This window comes from uncultured Imperialibacter sp. (genome assembly GCF_963974565.1).
Lineage (GTDB): Bacteria > Bacteroidota > Bacteroidia > Cytophagales > Cyclobacteriaceae > Imperialibacter > Imperialibacter roseus.
The window spans coordinates 145,643-166,005 of record NZ_CAXBCJ010000015.1; the positions used below are offsets into that span (position 1 = coordinate 145,643).

17 protein-coding genes are annotated in these 20,363 nt (G+C 46.6%); 10 read left to right on the forward strand and 7 right to left on the reverse strand.

Annotated features, from left to right (window positions below):
* The first annotated feature begins 261 nt into the window (after positions 1–261).
* Both polA and AAC052_RS19565 read left to right on the forward strand, forming a co-directional pair.
* On the forward strand, positions 262–3,051 hold the full coding sequence (gene polA / locus AAC052_RS19560) for a DNA polymerase I (RefSeq protein ID WP_339815143.1): 2,790 nt from the start codon (positions 262–264) through the stop codon (positions 3,049–3,051).
* Positions 3,052–3,142: 91 nt separating this feature from the next.
* Positions 3,143–4,111 carry a pyridoxal-phosphate dependent enzyme gene (locus AAC052_RS19565; protein WP_317488858.1) on the forward strand — a complete coding sequence of 323 codons (969 nt, stop codon included), beginning with the start codon at positions 3,143–3,145 and terminating at the stop codon, positions 4,109–4,111.
* Positions 4,112–4,119: 8 nt separating this feature from the next.
* Here AAC052_RS19565 and AAC052_RS19570 read toward each other — a convergent pair whose 3' ends face one another.
* The 6 genes from AAC052_RS19570 to AAC052_RS19595 form a co-directional block, all read right to left on the reverse strand.
* Positions 4,120–7,221, reverse strand: coding sequence for a CusA/CzcA family heavy metal efflux RND transporter (locus tag AAC052_RS19570; protein ID WP_339815144.1), 3,102 nt, complete (start codon positions 7,219–7,221; stop codon positions 4,120–4,122).
* A 5-nt stretch (positions 7,222–7,226) separates the two neighbouring features.
* On the reverse strand, positions 7,227–8,315 hold the full coding sequence (locus tag AAC052_RS19575; protein WP_339815146.1) for an efflux RND transporter periplasmic adaptor subunit: 1,089 nt from the start codon (positions 8,313–8,315) through the stop codon (positions 7,227–7,229).
* A gap of 11 nt (positions 8,316–8,326) precedes the next feature.
* Complete coding sequence (locus tag AAC052_RS19580; RefSeq protein WP_339815148.1) at positions 8,327–9,580, reverse strand: TolC family protein; 1,254 nt, start codon at positions 9,578–9,580, stop codon at positions 8,327–8,329.
* A gap of 84 nt (positions 9,581–9,664) precedes the next feature.
* Positions 9,665–10,993, reverse strand: a complete 1,329-nt coding sequence (locus tag AAC052_RS19585) for an ATP-binding protein (protein WP_339815149.1) — start codon at positions 10,991–10,993, stop codon at positions 9,665–9,667.
* A gap of 37 nt (positions 10,994–11,030) precedes the next feature.
* Positions 11,031–11,717 (reverse strand): response regulator transcription factor, encoded by a 687-nt coding sequence (locus AAC052_RS19590; RefSeq protein WP_317488863.1) that lies wholly within the window; start codon positions 11,715–11,717, stop codon positions 11,031–11,033.
* A gap of 76 nt (positions 11,718–11,793) precedes the next feature.
* Positions 11,794–12,117: a Rieske 2Fe-2S domain-containing protein gene (locus tag AAC052_RS19595; RefSeq protein ID WP_317488864.1), complete on the reverse strand. Its 324-nt coding sequence runs from the start codon at positions 12,115–12,117 to the stop codon at positions 11,794–11,796.
* 53 nt (positions 12,118–12,170) lie between these two features.
* Between AAC052_RS19595 and AAC052_RS19600 the strand changes: the two genes are divergently transcribed.
* The gene (locus AAC052_RS19600; RefSeq protein ID WP_339815150.1) at positions 12,171–13,316 is read left to right on the forward strand and encodes an aminotransferase class V-fold PLP-dependent enzyme; all 1,146 of its coding nucleotides are present in this window, start codon (positions 12,171–12,173) and stop codon (positions 13,314–13,316) included.
* A complete protein-coding gene (locus tag AAC052_RS19605; RefSeq protein WP_339815151.1) occupies positions 13,313–16,189 on the forward strand; it encodes a hypothetical protein in 2,877 nt (958 codons plus the stop codon). Before AAC052_RS19600 ends, AAC052_RS19605 begins: the two co-directional genes overlap by 4 nt.
* Here the strand turns inward: AAC052_RS19605 and AAC052_RS19610 are convergent, their stop codons facing one another.
* A complete protein-coding gene (locus AAC052_RS19610) occupies positions 16,190–16,471 on the reverse strand; it encodes a DUF427 domain-containing protein (protein WP_317488867.1) in 282 nt (93 codons plus the stop codon).
* A gap of 159 nt (positions 16,472–16,630) precedes the next feature.
* Between AAC052_RS19610 and AAC052_RS19615 the strand changes: the two genes are divergently transcribed.
* From AAC052_RS19615 to AAC052_RS19640, 6 genes are all read left to right on the forward strand, one after another.
* On the forward strand, positions 16,631–16,975 hold the full coding sequence (locus tag AAC052_RS19615; protein ID WP_152001490.1) for a hypothetical protein: 345 nt from the start codon (positions 16,631–16,633) through the stop codon (positions 16,973–16,975).
* Between the two features lie 79 nt (positions 16,976–17,054).
* A complete protein-coding gene (locus tag AAC052_RS19620; RefSeq protein WP_339815153.1) occupies positions 17,055–17,582 on the forward strand; it encodes a ferritin in 528 nt (175 codons plus the stop codon).
* A gap of 166 nt (positions 17,583–17,748) precedes the next feature.
* Positions 17,749–18,366, forward strand: a complete 618-nt coding sequence (locus AAC052_RS19625; RefSeq protein ID WP_317488869.1) for a hypothetical protein — start codon at positions 17,749–17,751, stop codon at positions 18,364–18,366.
* A gap of 6 nt (positions 18,367–18,372) precedes the next feature.
* Positions 18,373–18,696: a DUF5668 domain-containing protein gene (locus tag AAC052_RS19630; RefSeq protein WP_317488870.1), complete on the forward strand. Its 324-nt coding sequence runs from the start codon at positions 18,373–18,375 to the stop codon at positions 18,694–18,696.
* 517 nt (positions 18,697–19,213) lie between these two features.
* A complete protein-coding gene (locus AAC052_RS19635; protein ID WP_317488871.1) occupies positions 19,214–19,348 on the forward strand; it encodes a hypothetical protein in 135 nt (44 codons plus the stop codon).
* An 18-nt stretch (positions 19,349–19,366) separates the two neighbouring features.
* A complete protein-coding gene (locus AAC052_RS19640) occupies positions 19,367–20,074 on the forward strand; it encodes a metallophosphoesterase family protein (protein WP_317488872.1) in 708 nt (235 codons plus the stop codon).
* The last annotated feature ends 289 nt before the right edge of the window (positions 20,075–20,363 follow it).

Sequence of the window (20,363 nt, forward strand, 5' to 3'; positions counted from 1 at the left end):
ACGAGGATCAGTCTCAGCGGAGGTAATAGCTAACAACAGAAGCATTACGCCCAGCTGACGGTTTAGACTCAAACGAGGTTAAAAAGCAAACCATCCCTACAACCAGTCCCAATAAAATCAAAAAATATCTTCGTTTTCTCATAACACCATCAATGACACAATTGGAAATAAAAGGTTGGTGCTGTCTTAAAAAAAATTTTAGGCGGAGCTAAGCTGCATACTTTCTCGAATGGAAACTCCATTTTTTCTACCTTTACCATTATGAGCAAACCCGAGAAAAAACTTTTTCTGCTTGACGCAATGGCCCTCATCTACAGGGCCCATTTTGCCTTTAGCAAAAACCCAAGAATAAACTCAAAAGGCATGAGCACAGGAGCAATTCTTGGCTTCACTAATTCGCTGCTCGAAATCTTAACTAAGGAAAAGCCTACTCATATTGCCGTCTGCTTCGATACTGCTGCCCCAACTTTCAGGCATGTGCAGTACGAGCCATACAAAGCTCACCGGGAAGCTCAGCCAGAAGACATATCTATAGCCATTCCATGGGTAAAGCGAATGGCGGAAGCCTACCAAATCCCCGTGCTTGAGCTGGATGGTTATGAAGCCGATGACATTGTAGGCACTTTTGCCACAAAAGCTGGCCACATGGGATTTGAAGTCTTCATGATGACCCCCGACAAAGATTACGCCCAACTTGTGCAGGAACATGTTTACCTATACAAGCCAGCTTTCCTGGGCAATTCTGTGGAAATTCTGGGTATCCCTGAAGTGCTGGCCAAATTCGACATCGACCATGTGGACCAGGTGCGTGATTTGCTCGGCTTACAGGGCGACTCCGTTGACAATATACCCGGCATACCAGGTGTGGGCGCCAAAACAGCCTCCAAGCTTTTAAAAGAATTTGGCACCGTAGAAAACCTCATCGCCAATACTGATAAACTTAAAGGCAAGCTTCAGGAAAATGTAATTCAGTTTGCTCAACAAGGTGTTTTGAGCAAAGAATTGGCTACCATCCACTGTGAAGTGCCTATCGAGTTTGATGAGGAGCTGTTGCGTTTTAAAGGGCCGGATGAGGAAAAGCTGAAGGGGATATTCAATGAGCTGGAATTCCGAACCCTTGCCAAACGTATTTTCGGCGAGCCTAAAAAGCAGGAAATCGGGTCGCAAATGGATCTTTTCGGTGCCCCGGCTCCGGTAATCAGCAACGAGAGTTTCGAAGACGAGGAGCCTGCTGAAAAGAAAACGGCTTTCACGGAAGTGCACGACTACCACCTGATCGACACGCCGGAGCTAAGGAAAAGTCTCCTCAAATATCTGCTTCTGCAAAAAGAGGTCTGCTTCGACACGGAAACCACCAATATTGACTCATTTGAGGCCGAGCTAGTGGGCATCTCCTTTGCCTATGTAGTCGGCGAGGCCTACTATATCCCTGTGCCGGAAAAGTTTGAGGATGCTAAAAAAATAGCCGAAGAGTTCAGGGAGGTATTTGAAAGCGAAACCATTACCAAGATTGGGCAGAACATCAAATACGATATGACGGTGCTGAAGAAGTATGGCGTTGAAGTGGCAGGGCCGCTGTTCGACACCATGCTGGCTCACTACCTGGTCGATCCCGACACCCGTCACAACATGGATGTGCTCGCTGAAAACTACCTGAACTACAGCCCTATTTCTATCGAGACCCTTATCGGCAAAAAAGGCGTGAAGCAGGGCACTATGAGGGATGCCAATTTGGCGGCCATCAAGGAATATGCCGCTGAAGATGCCGACATCACCTTGCAATTAAAGGAAAAACTTGAGCCTGAGGTAGAAAAATACGGCATGAAAAAACTGCTGGACGAAGTAGAAGGTCCGTTAGTAAAAGTGCTGTCATACATGGAATACGAAGGCGTTAAAATTGATACGGATGCGCTGAGTCAAATGTCGGGAGAGCTGGAGAAGGCTAGTAAAATAGTGGAAAAAGAAATCTACGAAATTGCTGGCGAAACATTCAACATTGCTTCTCCCAAGCAGCTGGGTGAGATACTTTTTGACAAACTCAAACTGATCGACAGCCCTAAAAAGACAAAGACTGGCCAATATGCAACCGGCGAAGATATCCTTTCAAAGCTGGCGAACGAACACCCCATCGCCAACAAGATTCTGGAATTCCGGGAGTATCAAAAGCTGAAGTCGACCTATGTGGATGCCTTACCGCTGATGATTAGCAAAATAGATGGGCGGGTACACACCGACTACCGTCAGGCGGTAGCTGCCACAGGGCGACTGAGCTCAAACAATCCAAACCTGCAGAACATCCCGATAAGAACCGAAAAGGGACGAGAAATCAGAAAGGCCTTCATACCACGGGAAGAAGGCTACAAAATTTTCTCTGCAGATTATTCTCAGATCGAGCTGCGCATTATTGCCGCTTTCGCCAAAGACGAAAGTATGATTGAGGCCTTTAAAAACGGCCGGGATATTCACTCAACCACAGCCGCCAAAATCTTCAAAAAGCCATTGGAAGAAGTGGACTCCGACATGAGGCGCATTGCCAAGTCGGCTAACTTTGGTATCATCTACGGAATTTCGGCTTTTGGTCTGGCGGAAAACCTAAGTATTTCCCGTACCGAGTCAAAAGAAATTATTGATGCGTATTTCACTGAGTTTCCGGCAGTAAAACGCTACATGGATCATATTGTGAACGTGGCACGTGAACAGGAATACGTAACAACCATACTGGGGAGACGTCGCTACCTGAGAGATATCAACTCCCGAAACATTACCATCCGTGGGTTCGCCGAGCGAAACGCCATCAATGCGCCTATCCAGGGGAGTGCCGCCGATATTATAAAAATCGCCATGATACGCATACATGACTGGCTTATCAAGGAAAAAATGAAGACTAAAATGATCATGCAAGTGCATGATGAATTGGTTTTCGATGTGCATGAAAGTGAGCTGGATGTAGTCAAAGAAAAAGTGGTGCATTTTATGGAAAATGCCATTTCCCTTGAAGTACCTTTGGAGGTCGGCACCGGTGTAGGCAATAACTGGCTGGAGGCACATTAAAACCTTGCGAGGTCGTCCGTAACCGGTTAGTTGAATGCTGGATATCGATCACCTTTTACAATGAACTAACAACCTAGAAATACCATAAAAAATGGAATTGACCATTCCCTCTATGAGCGATATCAAACGGGCGCACACCCGAATCGCTCGTCACATCCTGCAAACACCTGTACTCACCTCGCATAGCATTGATGAAATGGTTGGCGCCAGTGTTTATTTTAAATGCGAAAACTTCCAAAAGGTCGGGGCTTTCAAAATGAGGGGAGCCGTAAATGCCATCTTCTCCATCGTGCCTGAAAACCGGACAAAGGGGTTCGCAACACACTCGTCGGGCAATCACGCACAGGCTGTTGCCCTGGCATCTAAAATGGCTGGTGTAAAGGCCTACATTGTGATGCCCAGTAATTCGGCCGAAGTGAAGAAAAACGCTGCAATCGGCTACGGTGCCGAAGTCATTTTTTGTGAGCCTACACTGAAGTCAAGAGAGGACACACTAAAGAAAGTAATAGCTGAAACGGGAGCGACATTTATCCCTCCTTACGACGACCCGGCTATCATCGCCGGCCAGGCGACTGCTGCCAAAGAGCTGATGGAAGAGGTCGTGGATTTGAATGTAGTAATGGCCCCTGTAGGTGGCGGTGGCTTGCTAAGTGGCACCGCCCTGGCTTGCCATTACCTCTCGCCGAAAACTGCGGTTATTGGGGCCGAGCCTGAGTTAGCAGACGATGCCTATCAGTCGGTGAAGAAAGGCAAGCTGATGCCTGCCAAGCCGCCCGTGACAATTGCCGATGGCCTGCGAACAAGCCTGAGCCCGCTCACCTTCGAGATCATCAGAAATCACGTTAAGGAAATTGTCACAGTTTCAGAAACTGAAATTGTCGACGCCATGCGCATCATCTGGGAGCGTATGAAAATCATCATCGAACCTTCATGTGCCGTACCCTTTGCCGCTTTGTTGAAAAGAAAAGAGGAATTCAAGGGGCAAAAAATTGGCATCATTCTCACCGGTGGCAATGTTGACCTGGAAGACCTGCCGTTCGGTAAATCGTTCGCCAAATAATTCCGTCACTACCTGATCTGTTCGTGTTTGGTTTTGTTGAATACCCAGAAAATAATTGGGAACACGAGCAGTGTTAGAACGGTCGCTGTAATCAGGCCGCCAATAATCACCACAGCCAGTGGTTTTTGCGATTCGGAGCCAATACCGGTTGACGTTGCAGCCGGGATCAGGCCTATTGACGCCATAAGGGCGGTCATTACCACTGGCCTCGTTCTGACTTTCACACCCTCTATGATCGACTCATTGAGCGACTGTTTTGCCTTAATGTTTTTGTGAAATTCGGAGATAAGAATTACCCCATTTTGGATACAAATGCCAAATAGGGCAATAAAGCCGACACCAGCAGAAATTCCGAAATTGATGCCCGTCATGTGAAGAGCCAAAATACCTCCTATGAGAGCAAAAGGCACGTTGGCTAGCACAAGGAGCGAATCCTTTACATTGCCAAACATGATAAACAAAAGCACAAAAATACCGATGATGCTGATGGGCACTACCTCTCCCAGCCTTTTTGTGGCCCTTACCTGGTTTTCAAATTCTCCCGTCCAGCCAATACTATACCCAATAGGCAATTCGATGTTCGCTGACACTTTTTTCTGTGCCTCCTCAATAGTACTGCCGAGGTCTCTCTCACGCACCGAAAACTTCACGCCAATAAAGCGTTTAGTATTGTCCCGATAAATAAAGGCTGGGCCTGAAATGGTTTCAATGGAGCAAATTTCCTTCAGTGCGATTTTGGCCCCGTGAATGCTGGGTACCTTGAGGTTAGCAATGTCCCTCTCGTCTTTCCTGTAATCCTTATCATACCTGATGCGCACATCAAATTTCTTTTCTCCCTCATATTTCTGAGTCACTGTTTTGCCACCAAAAGCCATTTCCAGTACTGCTTGTGCATCGGCGATAGTCACTCCATAAGCAGCCATCCTCTCCCTGTCAAGAACTACACTGATTTCCGGTTGCCCAAGGTTCCTCAATATGCCCACGTCCTTGATGCCCGGCACGTCCTTTATTTGTTCAATTACCCGGCCAGCTATTTCGTCAAGGTCGTCGAGGTCATCGCCGTAAACCTTAATTGCATTGGATGCGTTGATGCCAGCCACCGACTCCGCAACGTTGTCAATAATTGGCTGAGAGTAGTTGTAAACGATGCCCTGATAGGCTCTCAGCTTTTCATCCATTTCCTCTACCAATTCGTCCAGTGAGATCTTTCGCTTCCACTCCTCCTTTGGCTTCAGGTTCACTTGCATCTGCACATAATAAAACCCACTTGGGTCAGTACCGTCGTTGCTTCTTCCGGTTTGGGAAAGGACACCATTTACCTCCTCAAAACTCTGAAGCTCTTTTCTAAGCGTGGCTACAGTCTTCACAGTTTCGTTCAGGCTGGAGCTCATCGGCAGCTTGGCCTCCACCCAAAGTGCCCCCTCATTCAACTGCGGTAAAAACTCGGTACCCAAAAACTTTGATGAAAAGAGCGTAGCCGCCAGCAAAATAAGTGCTGTAATCAATGATATTTTCTTGTTCCTGAATGTCCACAAAAACCCCTTCTCAACCAGTCGATTCCAGATGTTAACAAATGGATTGTAGGTCTCCTTTACGTTCTTGTTGAGCAGCAGGTGAGAGAGAACGGGAACCAATGTAAGCGTGAAAATCAGGGCGCCAATCAGGGCAAAACCCAGTGTGTAGGCGAGGGGGGAAAACATCTTACCTTCCACCTTCTGAAAGGCAAAAATTGGCAACAGGGCGGTAATGATAATCAGCTTGGAAAAGAATATGGCCTTGCCAAGTTCTGTACCCGTTTTCTTGATCATTCCAGCCTTTGCCAGCTTGTTAAAGTTGGCCATTCCTCTGTGCCGGGCCATGTGGTCGAGCGATACGAAGAGGCCTTCCACCATCACCACAGCGCCGTCAATAATAATCCCAAAGTCGACAGCTCCCAGCGAAAGCAGGTTAGCACTCATGCCCTTCATGCGAAGACAGAGGAAAGCAAAGAGCAGCGATAGAGGAATGATGATAGAAACGATCAGCGTGGTGCGCCAATCGGCCATGAAAAGAAATACAATAACAGTTACAAACACAATCCCTTCAAAAAGATTGTGCATAACGGTATTGGTGGTGTAGGTCATCAGGTTGTCCCTGTCGTAGAAGGTTTCCATTTTCACATCTGACGGCAGCACCCGGGTATTGAGCTCTTCTATTTTGGCTTTCACTCTCTCCAGTACCTCCTTAGGGTTCTCACCCTTCCTCATCACAACTATGCCTTCAACTACATCGTCGTTGTCATTCAAACCTACCTGGCCCACCCGTGGCATTGAGCTTTCTATTACCTCAGCCAGGTTCTTCACAAGCACCGGGTTACCGTTTGCGTCATCAACGATAATATTCTCAATGTCCTCCGGGCTTTGAAGCAGCCCAATACCCCGGACAACATAGGCCTGACCATTCTTTTCTATCACATCCCCGCCAACGTTGAGGTTACTCTTTGCCACGGCTTCATACACCTCAAGGGGTGTGACGTCGAATTGTGCCAACCTGTTGGGGTCAATACTTATCTCATAAACTTTCTCCTGACCACCAAATGCAACAAGGTCGGCAACGCCCGGGATAGAGCGCAGTTGTCTGTCGATCACCCAGTTTTGAATAGTAAGCAACTCCCTGGTGTCTCTGTTTTTACTTTTCAACGTATACCGGAAAACCTCGCCAGTCGGGCCGTAGGGTGGTTGCACATCGGGCTCCACCCCCTCAGGCAACGACACGTTTCTCAGCTGATTATTGACCTGCTGCCGGGCAAAGAAATCTTCCACATCATCGTCGAAGATGATTTTTATGACGGAAAGACCAAACATGGTAATGCTGCGAACACTTGTCTTCTTCTGGACAGAGTTCATGGCTATTTCTATCGGCGTAGTAACGAATCGCTCAATTTCTTCTGCACTTCGTCCGTTCCACTCGGTTACGATGATGATTTGGGTATTGGTAACGTCCGGAAATGCCTCAATGGGCATATTTTTGAAACTGATAAAGCCAGCGATCACGAGTATACCGACCCAAAAGAAAGTGAAGGCCCGGTTCTTGAGCGAAAAGGCAATAATGCTTCTAATGAACTTATTCATGAACCTTAGTCAGTTAGGGCGTCGTAAATGAGTAGCTGATTGTGGGTAACTACCCTGTCTCCTTCTTTCAATCCGGCGGCGATATAGGTGATGTCACCCAGCTGCCTGAAAGTCTCAACTTGTCTCACTTCCAGGTCAAAACGATCGTTGAAAACGACCACAAAGTTTTTACTCTTGTCAAAGATTACGGCGTTGGAAGGAACAGCCAGCATTTGCACGTCTTCAGCATAGCTGATACGAATCGAGGCTCTCATTTCCGGTTTCAGCATATAATCATTATTGGCTAGTTTGATCCGAACTTTCATTGCTTTTGTGGCGGGGTCAATGATGTTGAATATCTTGTCCACCTTGCCATGAAATACTTTGTCCTTGTAGCTCAGGGTGGTTACAAATGCATCTACTCCAAGCTTCACCTCATTGATGTCGCTTTCGTTCACGTTGGCAATGGCCCACACATCATCTATCTGGGCAATGTCAAAAATGTTGTCGGTTCGGTCGCTCCTGAGTTGCATGTCCTGATTGATATTTTTCTCAATCACAAAGCCACTAATAGGCGACACTACCTCATAGATTGAGCCCGACTTCATATTGTAAATCCGGTAGGTCTCCTCAATTCGGTTGAGCTGCGATTGCGCCTTTTCTTGCTGGCTTTTGGCTTCAATCACGTCTCTTTCGGCCACGAGCTTTCCCTCATAAAGCTCCTGCGCTACTTTCACATTATTCAACGCCACCAGCACATCGTTCTTTGCGTCCTGCAGTTCTTTCTCGAAGCCAGCCACCTCGGTACTTCTGATAGTGGCGAGCAACTGACCCTTGTTCACATAGTCACCAAGCTCCACATACACTTTTACCACGTTACCTCCCACCACCGGAAATACTTCGATCAATTTATTGTTGTCGGTGGTAATCTTACCATAGAACCTCAGCTCATTCCGAAGCGGCTCCAGAACGGCTTTGGCCGTAGTTGTGGACTTAAGCATGGCATCGCTGAGCACAAATGTTTGTTCTTTTTCACTTGTGTCCGCATCCTGTTGACGGCATCCCAAAAGGGTTGCCAGCACTGCCAGGAGAACGATAGGTAATAGCTTTCTCATTGTTTATTTATTCAGAAAACTGGCGTAGAAGTCGTGTAATTAATACGCTCGCAGGCACCTGCGAAGTCTTTTCTAATGTTGTTGGACTGGATAATACTTTGCTGATAGCTTTCCATAAAATCGGTAAATTCTATCAGCGAAATATTCCTTTTCTGGAAGTTGGCCAGCACCCCGGCATACACTCTGTCGAAATTGTTGAAGTCGGAGTTCGGGGAGCTGATGTACTGATAATTGGCTGAGGCTTCGTCGTACTTTTGCAAAGCTGTGATGATCTCGTTTTGCAACTTTGACGACTGCAACTCATATAACTTTTGCGATTGCGCTAACTCTGCCTCGGCTAGTTTGATATGCCCCTGATTTCGGTTCCAAAGCGGCAAAGGAAGGCCCAGCGTAAGATTTACCTGATTTTGAAAGGCGCCTCCCCGTTGATCGTAAGACGCTCCGAGAGTAAGGTCAGGAATGGCCAAGGACTTCTGCCACTTCACGTTCCATTGATTCGACTCAACGTGCTGAGAAGCGTACAAGAAGTCGGGGCGGTTGGCCGAAGCAGCCTCTGCCAGCACGTCTACCCCAAGAGCGGGGCGCTGTTCATATATCTGTAGCTCGGCAGTTGTGGGATTGGGGACAACGTCTGTCCCGGAATCCAAAAGCAACCTAAGTATCGATTGCTGTTCTATGATATCGTAAGCCAGCATGGTGCGGTCATTCTTAAGTCCGAGATAAAGCGACCGGAGCCTCACCATGTCTTTGAGGGCAATGTTTCCTTTGTTCACCTGCACCTCGTACGCCGCCAGAAGCGAGTCGACATTGCTTATTTGGTTGTCGAGCGCCGCCACCGACACCATATCGTAATAAATGGAGAAGTAGCTAAATCGCAATTGGTACTTCAAGTTCCGAAGAAGATCATTGAACTGAAGCTCAGCCAGCTTCACATTGGACCTCGCCAGGTTCACCTCATTCTTCTTCTGTCCACCAAGGTGAATAAGTTGCTCAATTGCAAAACCCTTCTGTCCCGCCTTCCCTACATCCAGCACCCGGTTTTCCTGCGGGTTCAAGGCATTCAATTCCGCCGAAAAGTAGGGGTTGTCCCAAAGTTTTGCCTGGATCGCCCATGCTCCCGCTGCCTCCACATTGTATTGTTCGGCTAGCAGAAGGAGGTTGTCGTTCAAAAACTTCGACTCAGCCTCGGCTAGTGTGTAGCCTCCCTGCCCAAATGCCCTAAAAACTGTGACCAAAAACAAAAAGCCTGTGATATGATAACGCATACTTTGCTTACCGTCTTAAATAACCTGGTAGCAAATAGACGGCGCCGAGCTTATAGGAAGCTTAAAGACTGCCTTAAATAAACCTTAAATTTTAAAAGTGGCCACCACTTCGTTTTTACGAGCCTCGGGAATCCTATAGGTGATGGATGCCCCGTGGTATTGAAAAATTCGTTGCACTATGCCCAGGCCAAGCCCGCTTCCCGGCTTATTGGCGGTATTGGATCCTCGCTTGAACGCCTGAAAAAGCCGGGTAAGCTCACTCTCAGAGGGTGTTTCTCCACTGTTAACAAGCACTAGTTCGATTGTATCGGTATTGGTGCGCAATGTGCAAAGCACCTGCTGATTGTCAGAGTACAGGTAGGCATTTTTCAAAAGGTTGGTAATGGCGATGCCCAACAGAATTTCGTCCCCCTCTATTTCCAAACTTATCTCCTGACTGGTATTGTTCTCTATTTCAAAGTGAAGCTTGTAGTCGGGGTAAATCCTGGAAAGTTTTTGCGAGCAAGCAAAGACCGACTCGTCAAGTCTCACCTTCTGAAAGGAGCCCAGCCCCTTCTTTTCATCTATTCTTGATAAAATAAGGAGAGAAGTGACAACATCAGATAGCTGGTAAGTGTCGCCAGAAATACTTCGCAAGGTCTGCCTTGCCTCCGGCGAAAGGCTCTTCTCATGCACCACGTTTTCAAGTTGGGTAACAATTCGGGTAATGGGGGTTCGAAGCTCATGTGATGCGTTGGAAGCAAATTCTCTCTGCCTTTTATAAGAGCCCTCTATACGGTCAAGCATCTGGTTAAACGAACCCGAAAGCATGTCAATTTCATCCTTTTTGCTAGAAGCCGGAAGCCTGATATTAAGATTATTGTCGGTAATCTGCTGAATCCTCTCCCGCACAATGTCCAGAGGGAGCAGGCTTTTCTTACTGAGGTAAAATGACAAGATCCAAACAGTGGTTGCCCCCACAAAAAAGGCCCCCGACAAAAGATACTTCAGGTAGTCGAGCTTTCTGTTCCCGTATTTGTCTTCGGCAGTAACCAGTGCAAAGTAATCCTTCTCGTTGGAGTCGTAGTACATGCCATAAACATCATACTCGTTACTCCTTTTAAAAAAAGTCTTATTGTCCCTCAGGTACTTTAAGTCGTCCAGGTCCCAGCTAATGACAGCATCATCGATACTGCTATAAATCAGGTCTAAACTGTCGTTGAAGATCAAGATTTTCTCATTATACAGCTTGTGGATGGTGTTCCTGTCGATGATTTTGAGGAGCTGATAGTCTACTTCTTTTACTTCTACAAGAAGCTTGATCGAGGTAATGGCCTTTTCTTGAAGACGCTCCTCAAAATCCTCTTTTCTAAATTGAGAAAACAACGAAAATATCATCAGGAGCACAACCCCCAGAAGCGCCGAAAACAGCATGCTAAAAATGATTGAAAATCGCTGCTTCAGGTTCATTTTACTCTTCCTCCTTCAGATAATATCCAAAGCCCGGTCTGGTATGGATAAGTTTCGAGTCAAAGCCCTTGTCAACCTTGTTCCTCAAAAAGTTAATATACACCTCAATAGTGTTGGTGCCTGTTTCAAAGTTGATGTCCCACACCTGCTCAGCAATGGCTTGCTTTGAAACAACTCGACCCCGGGCATTGGCCAGCAACTCCAGAAGTCGATACTCTTTTGGCGTTAACACAATTTCCTTTTTTGCCCGCCACACCTTCATCTCGTCAACTGAAATTTCCAAATCAGCGACCTTCAGCAAACTGTCGGGCGTCTTTTGCGGCGACACACTTCTGCGCAGCAATGCCTTGATGCGGGCCAACAGCTCTTCAATCTGAAATGGCTTTACCAGGTAATCGTCCGCTCCATATTCAAGCGCTTCTACTTTGTCCTCCACAGCACTGTAGGCGGTTAGCATGAGGATGGGAGTAGCACTGTCTGTCTCTCTTATTTTTTTGCAAACCTCTATCCCACTCATGGAAGGCACATTAATATCGAGCACGTACAACTGATAGCTACTGGCTTGCAGCTGTTTAAAAAAAACCACGCCGTCATATACCACGTCGCAAGTCATGCCATGGCTGGCAAAAAGTCGCTTGAGCTCATTGGCCATCGTAAAATCGTCTTCCAGCAGCAGTACGTTAGTCATGGTTTAAAAAGTGAGTGGCAACAGTTCACAATTATACGAGTAAAAGAGATTCATAAGAGCACTTTCTCAGAAAGGATCACGCTACCCCCACATACAGCCCATCCTCCCTCCACTCCAACGGGCAACAGTCCAGGTCGCTGCCTCTTTGCTCCGCCTCCTCGCCAGTTTCCATGTTGAAACGATAGCTGTGTAATGCACAAACTATTTCACCAAAGGGATTGACCCTACCCTGGTGCAGTGGAAACCTCATATGTGGACAAGCGTCGTGAAAAGCAAAAACTCCTTTCGGCGTCATCACAAGGCAAAGCGTTTTCCCGCCAGCAGTCAGTTTTACCGGCTTGTTCATCGTCAGACTGTTTTGCATGGCCTGTTCGCTGGAAAATACCTTATACCATTGCATGTATTGTGACTATTACGATTATTTTTACCCCGATAGCTAAAATTAGAACAACGATGCTCGATTGCCAAAGAGATAAATTTTTTCTGCCTGAAGGTGTGCCCTACCTCAACTGCGCCTACATGTCGCCTATGATGATCAAGGTTGAAGAAAAAGGCATTGAGGGTATGCAAAAAAAGCGGTTTCCTTATCAGGTCTCCCCACAAGATTTTTTTTCGGATACCGACGAATTGAGGAACCTGTTTGCAGAGATAATTGATGCGCCTGAAGCCAATCGAATAGTTGTCATCCCTTCTGTGTCTTATGGCATGGCCACCGTTACCAGGAACCTGAAGCTGAGCAAGGGCGATGAAGTAATTGTTGCCGGAGAGCAGTTTCCAAGCAATGTCTATCCGTGGATGAACGCTTGCCGGAACCAGGGCGCCGAGCTCAAAATAATTGCTCCACCCGAGCTGTCAGACGGACGTGGGAAAAAGTGGAATGAGAACATACTGGAAGCGATCAGCAGTAAGACTAAACTTGTGGCCATCAGCCATTGTCATTGGGCCGATGGTACTGTATTTGAATTGAAGAAAATTCGGCAGCGTACCAGGGAGGTTGGTGCGTTGCTGGTCATTGACGGCACGCAGTCCGTGGGAGCTTTCCCATTCAGTGTAAAAGAAATTGAGCCCGATGCCCTGGTTTGCGCTGGTTACAAATGGCTGATGGGCCCTTACTCCATCGGGCTTGCCTACTACGGCCCACACTTTGACAATGGCTCGCCGGTGGAAGAAAACTGGATCAACCGGTTTGAGAGCGAAGATTTCACTAACCTCATCAATTACCAGGAGAATTATCAACCCGGTGCACTCCGCTATGAGGTAGGCGAGCATAGCAATTTTATCCTCGTACCTATGCTAAAGGCTGCTCTCAAACAAATCATCAAATGGCAGGTGCCTGAAATAAGCGGATATTGCACTCAACTCACCCGGGAGGCTATTACCATTTTGCGTAACAAAGGCTATCTGATCGAAGATGACGCCTATCGCTCTCCTCACCTCTTTGGGGTTAGGTTCAAAGAAAAGACCTCTTTTGAGAAAACCCAGGCCCTCCTTCAACAGCACAAAGTCAGTGTTTCCGTCAGAGGTACCTCTATCCGCATTTCACCCAATGTTTACAACAATTTCGACGATATTTCTGTCTTACTTAAATGCTTCGAATGATTAAGGTTAACCAAATGGTAGGTTGTTTTCAGCCTATGCTAAAGCCAACCGCTCTAACCTTACTTCTGCTGTGTTTTTTTCATCCTATTTTTGCGCAGGTTCCGGTGATGGAAAACAACCCTACCACACTAAAATGGAACGAGATAATAACCGACAACTTCAATGTGCTCTTTCCCGAAGGCTTTGAAAAAGAAGGCCAGCGAATGGCCAGCACGCTGGAGCACCTCCATGGCCCTGTGTCCAGGTCGCTGGGCAAGAAGCCGAGACCTATTCCAATTCTGTTGCAAAATCAAGGAGTTATCTCCAACGGATTTGTAACACTGGGGCCCAGACGATCCGAATTTTACACCTCTCCCCCTCAAGACTACAAGTTTCTCGGCAACAACGATTGGCTCAACACGCTGGCTACCCACGAATTCCGGCATGTTGTGCAATACGACAAGGCTATCACAGGGATTTCAAAGCTTGGCTACTGGTTTTTTGGAGAGGACGTACTGGCGGGCCTGGCATTTATCTCCACACCCCTTTGGCTTTGGGAGGGCGACGCCGTGGGAATCGAAACAGCTATGTCCGCTTCGGGCAGGGGCCGCATTCCCTATTTCCAGGCACTTCACCGTGCCAATGTGCTTGACAGAGGTGGATTTAAGTATCAGAAGCAGTATTTGCGATCCTACAAAGACCAGGTTCCTAACCATTACCTCACCGGTTACCTGATGACCACCTTCCTTCGCAAGACATACGGTGATGACATTCTGGACAGGGTAACCGAACGGTCCTTTAGCTGGCCAATTCTCCCCTTCACATTCTCCAGGGCACTGAAAAAAGAAACCGGACTCAACCTCACCAGAAACTACAACCTCATGACTGAGGAAATGGAAGGGCTATATGAAAACCAGGTGGCCGACTTGACGCTGACAAGTTTCGAGTCCGTGAACCAAAAGAGAGGAAAAGCATACACAGAATACGCCTATCCCCAGTTATCGGCTGATCAGAGTGTACTGGCCGTCCGGTATGGCATCGGCGACATTTCTCAGCTCGTAGAACAGGAAAGTAATGGGAGCTGGAGAGTGTTGCACACGCTTGGTGTTTGGGAAGACAACGGTTACCTATCGTCGGGCGGTGACAAGGTCGTTTGGAATGAAATTCTCTTTCACCCACGCTGGGACAAAACCACCTATTCCTCAATCAAAGTTTTTGATTTGAAAACAGGAAAAGCAGCTACCCTGGGCAAACGCAAGCGCTACAAAGGAGCTGGCATTTCGCCAGATGGCACAACCGTGATTACCATAGAATCAAGCATCGACAATCAGTTCAACATTGTGCTGCTCGACGCAAAAAGCGGTAATGTCCTCAACAGATTCGAAAACCCGGGCAATCACTACTATTCCATGGCACAGTTTGCAAGCGATGGGCTGTCGATAGTAGCGCTGAAGCATGCTGCTCCCAGAAAAAGCATCGTTAGCATTGACGTTAAATCTGGTCAGGAAACTGAATGGATCATTTCATCCACTGAAAACCTCGGGCATCCTGTGCTGACGGATGACTGGTTGCTTTATGCCTCCGATGCATCCGGCCTCGACAATTTATACGCATTCAAGCTTTCTTCTAAAGAGCGTTTCCAGATTACTTCCTCGAGGCTGGGGGCCTACAACCCCAGCGTCACAAGCGATGGAAGTTGGATTTACTACAACGAAATGACCAAAGATGGTTGGGACATTGTTCGGATTCCATTCGAGCCTGCGAGCTGGACTAAACTCCAAGACATGGTGGTCAATCCGGTCAATTATTTTGAGCCTTTGGTAGCGCAGGAGAATCAGGCCGACATACTTAACACTGTGCCGGAGGTAACCTTTAATGTTAAAAAGTACCAGCAGTTCAAGCACCTTTTCCGGCCTTATGGCTGGGGCTGGATAAACACACTCAGCGACAGACAAATTGAGCTGGGGCTATACTCGCAAAACATTCTGAGCACCATGTATATGGATGCTGGGTACACCGTTAACCTCACTGAAGGTACCGGGTACTGGTCGGCCAATCTCTCCTACCAGGGCTTGCCTGTCATTCTTGATGCAGGTGTGCTGTCTGGCACCAGGTCTGTTTTTGAAAATGTCAACAACGACAACAGACTGTACACCTGGACTGAAAAGGGACTCAACGGCGGCCTTCGCATTCCTTTTCACTTCACGCACTCAAAGTATCAGGAAGATGCTTCCGTGGCAGCTGTTTTTTCCTCCACTCTGGTTGAAGACTATGCCAATCCGGTGCTGGACATTGACCAACAGAGAAATGGCTCCCTTTATTCTGCGCAATACAGCCTGAGCTACTCCAGGCTTCTCAAACAAAGCAAGCGTGATATTTATCCAAAGTGGGGGCAATCGGTTAGCCTCAGCTATTTTGACACGCCATTTAAAGGAAGCGATTACTTGTCGACGCTGTGGTCGGGAGAGGCGTACCTGTACCTGCCCGGTGTGCTGAAGCACCATTCCGTCAGATTGCGTGGAGCCTACCAAAAAGAGGATATCAATAACTACAGGTTTCGCAGCCAGGTTCAGTACGTCAGAGGCTATGGCTACACATCGTTCAAGGGTCTGACCACGTTTTCCGCTAACTATGCGCTACCGCTAGTTTATCCTGATCTCGCCCTGGGCCCATTGCTCTATGTCCAGCGAGTTCGGGCGAATGCATTCTACGATTATGGAATAGGAACCACACCCTCTTCCGACGTTACATTCAGTTCGGTAGGCCTCGACCTCTTCTTGGATTACAATATCATGAGATACCTGCCTGTTTTTTCCACTGGTGTCAGGATGGTGTACATACCAGATCAAGACACCTATGTTTTCAATGTGCTGCTGGGGTCGATTGGCTTCTAGTTACTTCTCCACCTTCACACCTTTCCAAAAAGCTACATAACCCTCTATGTTTCTGGCCAGCTCGCTGGCTTTAGGGTAATACCAGGCGGCGTCTTTGTTTTGCTCTCCTGCCACTTCCAAGGTGTAATAAGAAGCCGTCCCCTTCCACGGGCAGACTGTATGAGTGTTGCTCTCTTTAAAAAACTCGCTCTTGATGGTGTTGGCAGGAAAGTAGTGATTGTTTTCAATAACAATGGTGTCATTGCTTTCTGCTATTACCTGGCCGTTCCAAATCGCTTTCATAGGTACTTGCTTTTGTTGTACCTGCTTAACATGAAAATGAGGTATTGGTTCTGCAACCCGGTTTTTTTTGGCCCAACTATCTTCCAGCTGACAAAAATCAGTTCTTTTTATTTGGACTGATTTTAAATAGGCGTTATTTTGCGTCGATTTTAATAGTCTATGTTACCAGAAGACGCTCAGGAACTTTTCAAAAATGGGGTAGGTGCTTTGTACCAAAGCACTTCCAACAAGCGGTTCTACCTTGTTTTTCAGGGTGTGGTGCAGCCTTTCAATGCTATTCAGTTCAGTCGGCTCAAATCAAAAATGGAGGCAGTTAATCCTGAAAGTCTCCTGCTTAGTCACTCCCTTTGCGACACCGAGGTTGTGTACATCCCGTCAATAGATGTATTGCTCGTTATGAGGGTGCAGGAAATGATCGGTTTAAAAGACCTCTTCGCCGGGGCGGCCACCATGCTTGAGCTAACCTCAATTCTCTATAAGCGGGTTTACAACGTACTTATTTAGTTTAATTACAAATCAGCCAGCAGCTACACTTTTTGGCTTCGATTCCTGTTATCTTAGCCTATTGAAACCAGATTTTGTTATGAAGGATATTGTAAGAATGAAAACCTCACTTTCTGAAGAAATTGAGAAACTTTTGAACGAGCAAGTGCGCAGAGAGGCCATCAGCTCCTTCAACTATTTAGCCATCTCCTCCTGGTGCGAGCGCAACGGTTACGTGCATAGCGCCCGGTTCTTCGAGCTTCAGTCCGACGAGGAACGTGCTCACATGAAAAAGATATTCAACTATATCTCGAGCGTGGGCGGAACCGCCATTGTGCCTGAAATCACCAACATTGTGCAGGAATTCGACTCTTTCAAGTCCGTTTTCGAAATTGCCCTGGAGCAGGAAATTGCCATTACTCATTCTATCAACAACATTGTTGATAAGTGCTACAAAGCTAAGGATTACACCACTGCCTCTTTTCTCGACTGGTTTATCAACGAGCAGGTGGAAGAAGAGGCAACGGCAAGAAGATGCCTTGAAATATTTGACCTGGTGGGAGAAGAAGGCGTTGGTAAAATTCTAATTGACAGAGAAATCGGGAAGACCCGAGGCACGGCAGAATAGCTGTAAAAATACTTATGTTTGAAGGGCTCCCAAAAGGAGCCTTTTTCATTTCAGTACCCTTATTGCTCAGTTTACCGTATTAGTTCAACAGGTCAGGGGAGGTGAATCTATTTTTGACCTTTCGGGGGCCTACTTTTAACTTTTGGTAATTTTTTATCTTCAACTAATGAAACGGATTTTCTACCTGGTCTGTGTTTTTACTATGGCTTGCTTGTGCCATCTACATGCCCAAAACAGGGCGAGAGACGAAGAGCCAAAAGTGTTGTTCGGAGGCGAAAAAATCAACATTTCCGGGTTTGGAGGAATCATCCTGGAATTCTCATCCATCGAGGGTCATGCTGCCATTATGAATGGCGGCGGTGGGGCGGTACTCTTCAACAGGTCGCTCTTTCTCGGTGGTTACGGACTCAGTCTGTCCAACAGCGTACACAAAGACGCAATGGGGATCAGGCGGGAAACCAGTTTTACCCACGGTGGTTTTTACGCTGGCTATGTATTCTTTCCCCACAAGCTGGTTCACTTTGGCGTTAGCAACAAGCTGGGGTGGGGCGTGCTTCGGCTAACACCCGAAGATGACTTTTTGTCCAACACCTCACCCATATCCGACAATGTGTTCGTGTGGGTGCCGCAGTTGGACGCTGAAATGAACTTCTCTCATTGGTTCAAAGTCAATGCCGGTGTAGGTTACCGCACGGTGTCCGCTATTAACAATTCATTTTACGACAATAAAGATTTTAGCAGTCCATCATTCACCTTATCATTTCTATTCGGTTGGTTTAAATAAGACATCATGGAACAATCACAAAGACGTTTGGTCTTAGGCCTCTTTCTCATCGTCATCGGTGTGCTTTTTCTGCTAAGAAACCTCGATATCATCGATTTACCATGGTATTTCCATACCTGGCAAATGTTACTCATTGGGCTTGGAGCCTTCAATTTCCTCACCGGAAATCGTTCATCTGGTTTTATACTTGCCGGTATTGGAGCCGTTTTTCTGCTTCCCGACATTATGAGTTTCAATTTCAGGGATATTTGGCCGATTGTTTTAATCATTATCGGTGCAAGTCTCTTCTTCCGTAACCGAAACAGAACTGACGAGGAAGCCTCGAACTAAAAATCTGCTTAGTTGACCAAATCGCACTTTTCGGTTGAGCCGACCGTCATGTGACCAGACATTGGTTATCAAATGCACTGTTATGTTCGGCGAAACCGAACTCTCAAGCTGAGCGACAAAAAAAGGCAGCTCGATTCGAAGCTGCCTTTAACCATTAGCTGGATTGCAAAACATTAAACTATTCCTACTTACTTGTTCCTTAGCTGTGTTGAAAAACTAATTTCTTTTTCGAGCTTCCTGGCTTTGTCTAGCCGGCATCATTTCTGCACGGGTTGCTCTGTTACTTACAATACAAATGTAGGGCCGATGTAAGAATCATTTTCCTCCTACTTGCTAAAGCCATTACCTGTGTAATTTTTTTCAACAAATTGATGATTTCCGCAGGTGGGACATATCCAGAAACGCTGAAATGAGCACACTGGCCACTCTTTTTTAACGTAAAGCTGTTTATTTATCCCATGGCTGTTTTTTCGGCTGGCCAAACTGATTATATTCGCAACGTAAAAACACAAGCAATATGTTTAATCCTGCAGTTACTTCCGGTGTTGATCTTTTCGTTTACATCGCTATTGGACTTATCTCCCTTGTTAATGCACTTCTTTTCGTTAACGCTAGAAAAACGAAAGCCAAGGCTGACGAGAACCACAAATAGGGGTTTGCTTTTGAAAAAATGAGTACATCAGGCTCATTTGTTTCAATAGAAAATGAGCAAAAAGTATACGCTATTGGCGATATACACGGCTGCATCAATACGTTAAAGGCTTTATTGGATCAAATCGACTATAAGGGGCAATGGCCTCTTTTTTTATTGGGCGACTACGTAAACAAGGGGCCCTCTTCATTCGACACCCTCAACTTTATCATCGATTTAAAAAGCCGGTTTCCCAAAGTCTTTCCTCTGGCAGGCAATCACGATCAGTACCTCCTCTCCTTACTCACCAGAGACGACGACGATTGGCTCGATTCTTCGGAATACGCTAACATGAAACGTTATGAAGAGTATCAGACCGTTTCGGATCACAACAAGCGGCTATTTGTAGATTTTCTTCTTTCGCTTCCCTTGTACTACGAAACTGAAACCACCTTTTTTGTACATGCCGGGTTCAACTTTGAAAGGAAAAGCATTTTTGACGACACCAGAGCCATGGTCAACACGAGGGCCTTTCATTACGACGCCCGTAAGGCCAGCAACAAGCGCCTCGTTCATGGACACTTTCCTGTAGAATTGGCAATTATGAGGAAAAGAATAGAGAGGAAATTTCCAGTGATTCCACTGGACAATGGTTGTGTGTATTCAGGCGAAAGAAAGGATATGGGATCGCTCTGCTGCCTTGAGCTAAACGAAATGAAGCTTTTCACTCAGCCCAGGATCGACTAGACCAAAAAAACCGGAGACAGCCTGGATGCAATTGCAGGCACGAGCCTGCTCGTTATACTTCCAGGTCTTTGTTGTGGCTGCTCACTTTGCTGTTGGGCAAAATAATCGGGCAAATAATCGCCAACACAAACAAAACACCAATAATAACTACCATTGCCATAGTTTCGAAATTTTTATGAGAGCTCAAATATAGATCAATATTGCGTTGACACCAACTATTAGCTTACCTGGCTCCACTTCTGTCCGAACATTTTGCTGAGTTTCGTGTAAAGTTGTGATTAAACGACTT